At 36.2% G+C, this 8,100-nt stretch carries 6 protein-coding genes; all 6 read left to right on the forward strand.

The features are described 5' to 3' along the window. The first annotated feature begins 189 nt into the window (after positions 1-189). A complete protein-coding gene (locus QQS35_RS09090; protein ID WP_285931685.1) occupies positions 190-1,290 on the forward strand; it encodes an ABC transporter substrate-binding protein in 1,101 nt (366 codons plus the stop codon). After that, positions 1,283-3,019 carry a diguanylate cyclase gene (locus QQS35_RS09095; RefSeq protein ID WP_285931686.1) on the forward strand — a complete coding sequence of 579 codons (1,737 nt, stop codon included), beginning with the start codon at positions 1,283-1,285 and terminating at the stop codon, positions 3,017-3,019. The genes QQS35_RS09090 and QQS35_RS09095 overlap by 8 nt, the downstream gene beginning before the upstream one ends. A 305-nt stretch (positions 3,020-3,324) precedes the next feature. Then, entirely contained in the window at positions 3,325-4,437 is a 1,113-nt protein-coding gene (locus tag QQS35_RS09100) for an ABC transporter ATP-binding protein (RefSeq protein ID WP_285931687.1), read from the forward strand. After that, positions 4,434-5,372, forward strand: coding sequence for a carbohydrate ABC transporter permease (locus tag QQS35_RS09105; protein WP_285931688.1), 939 nt, complete (start codon positions 4,434-4,436; stop codon positions 5,370-5,372). Before QQS35_RS09100 ends, QQS35_RS09105 begins: the two co-directional genes overlap by 4 nt. Further along, complete coding sequence (locus QQS35_RS09110) at positions 5,369-6,187, forward strand: carbohydrate ABC transporter permease (RefSeq protein WP_285931689.1); 819 nt, start codon at positions 5,369-5,371, stop codon at positions 6,185-6,187. Before QQS35_RS09105 ends, QQS35_RS09110 begins: the two co-directional genes overlap by 4 nt. Positions 6,188-6,308: 121 nt before the next feature. Beyond that, positions 6,309-7,703, forward strand: coding sequence for an ABC transporter substrate-binding protein (locus QQS35_RS09115; RefSeq protein ID WP_285931690.1), 1,395 nt, complete (start codon positions 6,309-6,311; stop codon positions 7,701-7,703). The last annotated feature ends 397 nt before the right edge of the window (positions 7,704-8,100 follow it).

The raw sequence follows: 8,100 nt of genomic DNA on the forward strand, positions 1-8,100 counted from the left end.
AGAAAAATTGTTGAAAGTCTGGTCGGAAAACTATGAACCTAAGGATAATTCTATGGTAGCTGGGTTGCCCAAAGCATTTTTCCCTAGAGTGAGATCGGTCGCATGGAGTAATGCACTTATTTTCCATTTTTATCCAAAATATATGTGCGATATCGTTTATGTGGATTATGTGAGTGGAGGGAATACGTAATGAGAAAGTATTTGAGATTTTATTTAGTATTTTTTTTAATTGCATATATTTTTTTAATTAGTGTTACTGGATGTCAAGGAAGTACGGAGTCAATGAAGAATAATGACTCAGAAATGCCAGTACAAACGGAGATTGAACAAGAAAGCAAAGAAACGTATAAAATTTTACATGTAATGAGTTATCATACGCCTTGGGAATGGACAGAAACACAATTACAAGGATTTAAGGATGCAATGGAAAATGAAAATATAGAATACAAGGTATTCGAAATGGATACGAAAAATTTTAGCACGGACGAACAGAAACAGAAGAAAGCTCAAGAAGCGATGGAACTGATTGATTCATGGGAACCAGATTTATTATTTACTGGAGATGAGGATGCACAAGAATATGTTGCACGCCATTATGTCGGGACCTCTTTGCCAATCGTATTTAGTGCTGTAAATAGAGAACCAAAAGAATACGGTTTTGATGGTGCGGAAAATGTAACTGGAGTCCTAGAACATGAACACTTTATCCAGAATATTAATTTATTAAAAGAAATCGTTCCAGATGTACAAGATATTGCTGTTATATTTGATGACGATCCAATTTGGCAACCAACGGAACAAAGAATGAAAGAGTCTATCTCGGAAGTCGAATCAGTTACCCTTCATTCTTGGGATTATATCGGTTCGTTCGACGTATATAAAAGTCGCATCAAGGAATTACAAACAGAAGTAGATGCAATTGCATTAATAGGAATTTTTACGTTTAAAGATGAGAATGGTGTTAATGTTCATTATCGAGATGTATTGAAATGGACTGCTGAAAACAGTAACCTTCCTGATTTCAGTTTTTGGAAAGACCGTGTTACGTTCGGTACGTTGTCAGCAGTGAGTGTTTCTGGTTATGAACAAGGTCATGCAGCAGGACTTTTGGCAAGACAAATCTTAGTAGAAGGAAAAAGCCCAGGTAGTTTACCGATTCTTCCCTCAATGACTGGGGAACCACTAATAAACAAGGCTCGTGCAGATGACCTAGGATTAAAAATTAAGAGCAAGTCTTTGTTAAGTTCAGAGGTTATCACTGAGTATGGCTGGATGGTATCTAATGAATAAGTTAAACAATAAGATTTTATTGGTTCTGATTACGATTTTATTAATAACGATTGGCACAAATAATCTTGTTAGTGGGTTGTTTTTTAATCAAGAATATGGGAAGGCCATAGAGAAAGAAATGTTTTATATTGGTGGTGGAATCAAACAACAATTAGAACGTATCTTATCTTTAGGAATAAATATGGAGGACATATTTAAATTTGATGAGATTTGTCGAGATGTGGTTAGAAAAAATCCTGAGGTCTCTTATGCTTTTGTATTTGATAGGAACGGAAATATGCTATTTCATGGTGATGAGGAAAAACCTACGATTACTGAATGGAACGAAGAGGAATACGAGCAAGCTTTGCGAAGTAATCATGAGTCTCAAATGGAGATTAGTGTTGACGGGAAAGATTATAATTCCGCGGTCGTACCTGTTGTAAATGAAATGAATACGGTTCAAGGTGCTATTATTATTTCTGTTTCAAATGATTATATTGCAGATAAGACAAAGAAACTTATCTATTACTCGATTCTACAGGCAGTTTTATTTTTTGCGACTTCACTTATTTTATTGGCTACAATTCTTAGGCGGTGGGTTACAAGCCCCCTACACAATATTACGACCATTATGAATAATGCAGGTGCTGGTAATTTAAATGTCAGGGTGAACATCAAATCAAATGATGAATTCAGGCTATTAGGTAATACATTAAACCAAATGCTTATGAAAATTAAAGAACTGATGCATGCACAAGAAAAAGCTACCCAAATTCAGATGGAATATGTATCTGAACAGGAACGAAGTCGAGTATCGGAATTACTAAGAGATGCTATGTACACACTAAGTTCGACATTAGATGTACACAAAGTACAGCGTTTTGTATTAGAGCATCTAAAGGAATTTGTTAAATACGACCGTGCAAGTCTGTGGATGTATGAAAATGATAGATTGGTAATGCAGACATGGATGGATGTTGACGATAGTTTACCTGAAATTAGCGATGCAGATTTATGTTCTTACTCAGAGCGCTTAGAACGAGGAGGCCAATCAATCTTGTTAGAGTGTGATAATCAAGATAATTTTATGTTGGTCACGCCACTTCGCTTGCGTGGAAATTTGATAGGTATCGTATTGTTGGAAAGAGAAGGGTTTGAATTTGAGCAAAATGAAGTGGATTTAGTACTTAGCTATATAAGCCAAGCTATTGTTGCAATGGATAATGCGATGATGTACTTTAAGATGGAAAAAATGGCAGTTACGGATGAGTTGACTGGTATGTATAATCGTCGTTATTTTTATAAGTTAGTACAAGAAGAATATGAAGTAGTGCAAATGAGTAAAGAGCCAATGGCAGTTATCTTATTCGATATTGATTATTTCAAAAAAATTAACGATCGATATGGTCATTTCGCTGCCGATGAAGTGCTTCGAGGATTGGCAACTATCATGGCTGATACAATAACTTCCTATCATAGCATAGCTCGTTTTGGAGGAGAGGAATTTGTCCTGCTTTTAGCGAAAACAAATGGACAAGGAGCAGAACAAGTTGCAGAAACAATAAGAAAGAAAGTATCTGAACACACATTTTCTACTATGCAAGGGGATATAAATATATCGGTTAGTTTAGGAGTAGCAGAACTGAAAAGAGAAGATAATGTGCAGTCATTTCTTCAAAGAGCAGATGAGGCTCTATATATTGCTAAAGAAGATGGACGAAATCGTGTAGTCTTTAAAAGGTTCTAAAACAAATAGAATAAGAAATTTATTAAGATGTCTTAAATGCGAAAGATAGTGAGTTATCTTCGGGTTTTTAGACATCTTTTTTTGTAAATTTAAAAGAAAATATGGTTTATAGAAAACGGCTGTTAATGCTTTGGTTAATGGGAGGATTCTAAAGGTTGTCAGAGAAAATACTTTGATAATTTTGTTAAATATATTTAAATTTTATTAGCTTTCTATGAAGTGTTTGTAAGTTTATGGTAAAAGTGATTTTTTTCTATGGAAATTATGATTAAATGTACGTAGTTCTACAAGGGAGGTAAATTTAGGTGAAACAAGTAGAGTTGATGGATGTTTCAAAAGCTTACGAAAAGCAACAGTATGTTTTAGATGAAATTAACTTATCAATTGAAGAAGGAGAATTCTTTGTACTTGTTGGACCATCTGGTTCTGGAAAAAGTACGTTACTTCGGATGATTGCGGGGCTTGAAGATATTACAGATGGCACACTGAAAATTAATGATAAAGTTGTTAACCATCTGCCTCCAAAAGATCGAAATCTTTCGATGGTATTTCAAAATTATGCTTTATACCCACACTTAACCGTCGAACAAAATATTCTATTTGGTTTAAACGCAAAAAAAGTGAATAAAAAAGAACAGCAGAAAAGACTAAAAGAAACTGCAGAAATGATGGGCTTACGTAACTATTTAAAACGTAAACCAAAGCAGCTTTCCGGTGGTCAAAGACAACGTGTAGCCTTAGCAAGGTCTGTTGTTAGTGAATCACCTTTATGTTTAATGGACGAACCGCTTTCCAATTTGGATGCAAAACTTCGCGCGCATATGAGAATTGAAATCCGTCGCCTGCAAAAACGGCTAGGGCTAACCATGGTCTATGTAACGCATGACCAAGTGGAAGCGATGACTATGGGGGATCGCATCATGGTACTCGACAACGGAAAGATTCAGCAAGTAGGCGAGCCTATTACTTTGTATAATGAGCCAGCTAATTTGTTTGTAGCATCCTTTATCGGATCACCAAAAATGAATATGGGCAATGCGGCAATTATTGATCAAAAACTTGTAATTGAAGGTGTACTTAAGATTCCAGTGGATCCAGCTGATGTCGCAACTTTAACTAAGAACAATGGTCTTACTGTAGGAATTAGAGCTGAGCATATTTTTCAAGGAACAAGTGAAAATACAACACACGAGCTAGAAGTGATAAATGTGGAACAATTAGGCAATGAAACACTACTTACGTTTGAGATTGGTAAGGAGTTATGGACCGCAAAATGGCTAGGTCAATGGCGCGTCGACGTTGGTGATAAAGTACCTGTACATATATCAACGAAAAATATTAGCTTCTTTGACACAGAATCGGGCCAGTTAATGAAACCAGCTTCCATTATAAATGAACAAGAGGTTGTTGCGATATGAATGAAATGACCATTCATAGAGAATCATTAGCTACAGTCGATTTCGAAAAGGTGAAAAAGAGACAACGTATGGGTAGTTTTTTTAAAGGGATATTATTTCTCCTGCCGTCTATTGTGTTATTTAGTGTTTTTCTTTTTTACCCAATGGTCCGAACAATCTATTTAAGTTTTTTCTTAACAGACAATAGTGGTGTTCCAACCGTATTTGTTGGATTAGATAACTTTACGAATATCTTTTCATCACCAATATTTCAGCAAAGCTTACAATCTACCATTCTATTTGTACTTTACACTGTTCCGGGTGCTATATTAATTAGTTTGTTTCTAGCAGTAATAGCGAATGAAAAGCTCAGAGGAATAGGTATTTTCCGTACGATGTTTTCTTCAACAATGGGTATTTCAGTTGCAGCTGCGTCTGTATTTTGGATGTTTTTATTTCACCCAACAATGGGGTGGTTAAATCAATTGCTTCAGGTTGTTGGTCTTGACGGAATTGGTTGGTTAACTGATCCTAAGTGGGCACTTTTATCTGTATCGATATCAACTGTTTGGATGAACATTGGTTTTACTTTTTTAATTTTGTTAGGTGGTCTCCAGTCGATTGATTCTTACTTATATGAAAGTGCAGACATTGACGGAGCTGGTTATTTTTATAAATTACGTAGGATTACCATTCCAATGCTGTCACCAACGTTGTTTTTTGTTGTGACGGTTACGTTAATTAATGCTTTCCAAACGTTTGGGCAAATTGACATGTTAACAAGAGGTGGCCCTCAAAATGAAACCAATTTAATTGTCTATTCGATTTATCAGGAAGCGTTTATGAATTATCAATATGGTACAGCCAGTGCGCAAGCGATTATATTATTCCTGATTATCTTAGTAATCACCATTGTGCAATTCAAACTTGGGGAAAGGAAGGTTCATTATCAATGACGATGCCACTTCACCAAAAGGTTATTTTTTATCTATTGCTTTCTATATCGGCAATACTCATTTTTGCACCTGCAATTATCGCATTTTTAATGAGCTTTATGCCGAGCCAAGATATTTTGACGGGGAAAATAATACCGACTTCATTAACGTTAGATAATTATGTACAGGTATTCGATCGCTCCCCTCTTTTCAACTATTTAATTAATAGTTTTGTAGTATCGGTTGTCATTATGCTTGGGCAATTAGTTTTAGCGAGTCTTGCAGCCTATGCCTTTGTATTCTTGAATTTTAAAGGTAGAGATGCATTGTTCTTTATTTTTATTGCAACGATGATGGTTCCATTCGAGGCATCCATTATTCCGAACTTCCAAACAATTCGGGATATGGGCTGGATTGATAGCTATACAGGATTGTCGATTCCTTTCTTCGCGATGGCATTTGGTACTTTTTTATTAAGACAAAATTTCAAGCAAATACCAAAGGAACTTAAAGAAGCTAGCGAAATTGCAGGCATTGGTGATTTTCGATTCTATTTAACTGTGGTTTTACCTGTCGCAAAAACTAGTTTAGTAACCCTAGGCGTATACGGTTTCTTAACTTCATGGAATATGTACCTATGGCCATTACTTGCGACGACAAATGATAGTGTTCGAACGGTTCAAATTGGTTTGAGGCAACTACAATCACAAGAGCAATTAAATGAATGGGGAGTGATTATGGCCGGGGCAATCATTGTGGTACTCCCAACATTAATTCTATTATTTTTAGGTCAAAATAAGTTGCAAAAGGGATTAGCAGAGGGTGCATTAAAATAGCGGAAGTACTAAAGGCCTTCGCACAAATCAGGATATTTACTGACAGCTTTTCATGTTCAACTGAAAAATTTCTACATCTCGTTAACGAGATGAACAACAACCAATAGGGAGTGTTTCGAAATTGAAAAAAATATTATTCGTTTTATTCATGCTTGTATTTGCAATCGTTATTTCAGCATGTAGCTCAGCTGATGCAACAAATGAAGAAAAATCTGGGGAAGAAAATAAAAGTGAAGAGCCATCCACAAATGAAGAAAGTGAAACAGAAGAAAAAGCTAGCGAAGAGCCGACAACAGTATCATTTTGGCACTCTATGGGTGGAGCAGCGCAGGAAGCTTTAGATGAAATCGTTGAGAATTATAATGATTCTCAAGATGCCATTCAAGTAAATGCTGAGTACCAAGGTACGTATGACGAAGCTCTAACAAAGTTTCACAGTGTTGCTGGTACGGACAGTGCACCAACGATGATGCAGGTGTTTGAAATTGGGACAATGTCGATGATTAACAGCGGACATATAGAACCAATCCAAACATTGATTGATGAAGATGGGTATGACATGAGTGGTTTAGAAGAAAATATTGTTAACTATTATAAGATTGATGATCAGTTCTATTCTATGCCTTTTAATTCTTCGACACCGGTTATGTACTATAACAAGGATGCATTTGAAGCAGCTGGTCTAGATCCAGAGGCGCCTCCTGCAACATACGAAGAAATTGAAGAAGCTAGCAAAGCGATCGTCGAAGCAAATCCTGAAATGAAAGGTTTTGCACTACAAGCATATGGTTGGTTATTTGAACAGTTATTAGCTAACCAAGGTGCACAATTAATGAATAACGATAACGGACGTGGCGACACGCCAACTGAGGTTGGTTTTACGGATGAACAAGGTAAATCAATATTTAACTGGGTGAAGCAAATGATTGATGACGAAACGTTTGCAAATTATGGAACGAACGGTGACAACATGATTTCTGGATTTTTAGCTGAAGATGTATCTATGTTTATTCAATCATCGTCAACTGCAAGAGATGTTATTGATAATGCTCCATTTGAAGTTGGTGTAGCGTTTATCCCTTATCCTGAAACAACGGAACGTGAAGGTGTGGTTATTGGTGGAGCAAGCCTATGGATGATGAATGGTGCAGAAGATGCACAACAAAAAGCTGCATGGGAATTTATGAAATATTTACAAACACCTGAAGTACAAGCGGAATGGCATGTAGGAACTGGTTACTTTGCAATTAATCCTGCAGCATACGATGAGCAGATTGTTCAAGACGCATATAAAGAAATGCCACAATTAAAAGTAACTGTAGAACAATTACAGTCAACTAAATCCTCTATTGCTACACAAGGTGCAATCATGGATATGATACCTGAAGGTCGTAGAATTACAGAAACAGCTCTTGAAACAGTATATAACGGTGGCGATGTAGATGAAGCCTATACGACAGCTGTTGAACAACTTAACGCAGCAATCGAGAAAGCAAATACAGCAAGGGGAGAATAGTCTTCAAATAAGAGGATTAGGCAACAGCTGGCTGTTGCCTAATCCTTAATGAACGGGTAATAACTTTATGAATAAGATAACTGTCAGTGAATATCTGATTTGTTCAAGGGCCTTTAGAAATACCATCAGTGGAGGATAAGATCCCTCCCTGATGGAATTTTAATTTTATAAAAATGATATTTATCAGAAGTGTTTATACTTTAAAATTCTATATGGTTATTGGTACAAGGCTATTTTCTAAAAGATTGTTGTTTATTACTAATTTTATATAAAGTCCGCATTAACTATATCGTAACTTCCTCGCATTCTATTTAAGATGAGTGGTTAATTCAGCGCTACGGAAAAACACTCCCTTTCCGGGGGCAGCACCTTAGCCTCCTCGGTCACAAAGAACGTT

This window comes from Aquibacillus rhizosphaerae (genome assembly GCF_030282825.1).
Taxonomy (GTDB): domain Bacteria; phylum Bacillota; class Bacilli; order Bacillales; family Amphibacillaceae; genus Aquibacillus_C; species Aquibacillus_C rhizosphaerae.

Excerpts from the sequence above, each read along its gene's own strand:
- QQS35_RS09110 (WP_285931689.1), top strand. The coding sequence starts at position 5,369 with ATGACGATGCCACTTCACCAAAAGGTTATTTTTTATCTATTGCTTTCT.
- QQS35_RS09105 (WP_285931688.1), top strand. The coding sequence starts at position 4,434 with ATGAATGAAATGACCATTCATAGAGAATCATTAGCTACAGTCGATTTC.
- QQS35_RS09090 (WP_285931685.1), top strand. The coding sequence starts at position 190 with ATGAGAAAGTATTTGAGATTTTATTTAGTATTTTTTTTAATTGCATAT.
- QQS35_RS09095 (WP_285931686.1), top strand. The coding sequence starts at position 1,283 with ATGAATAAGTTAAACAATAAGATTTTATTGGTTCTGATTACGATTTTA.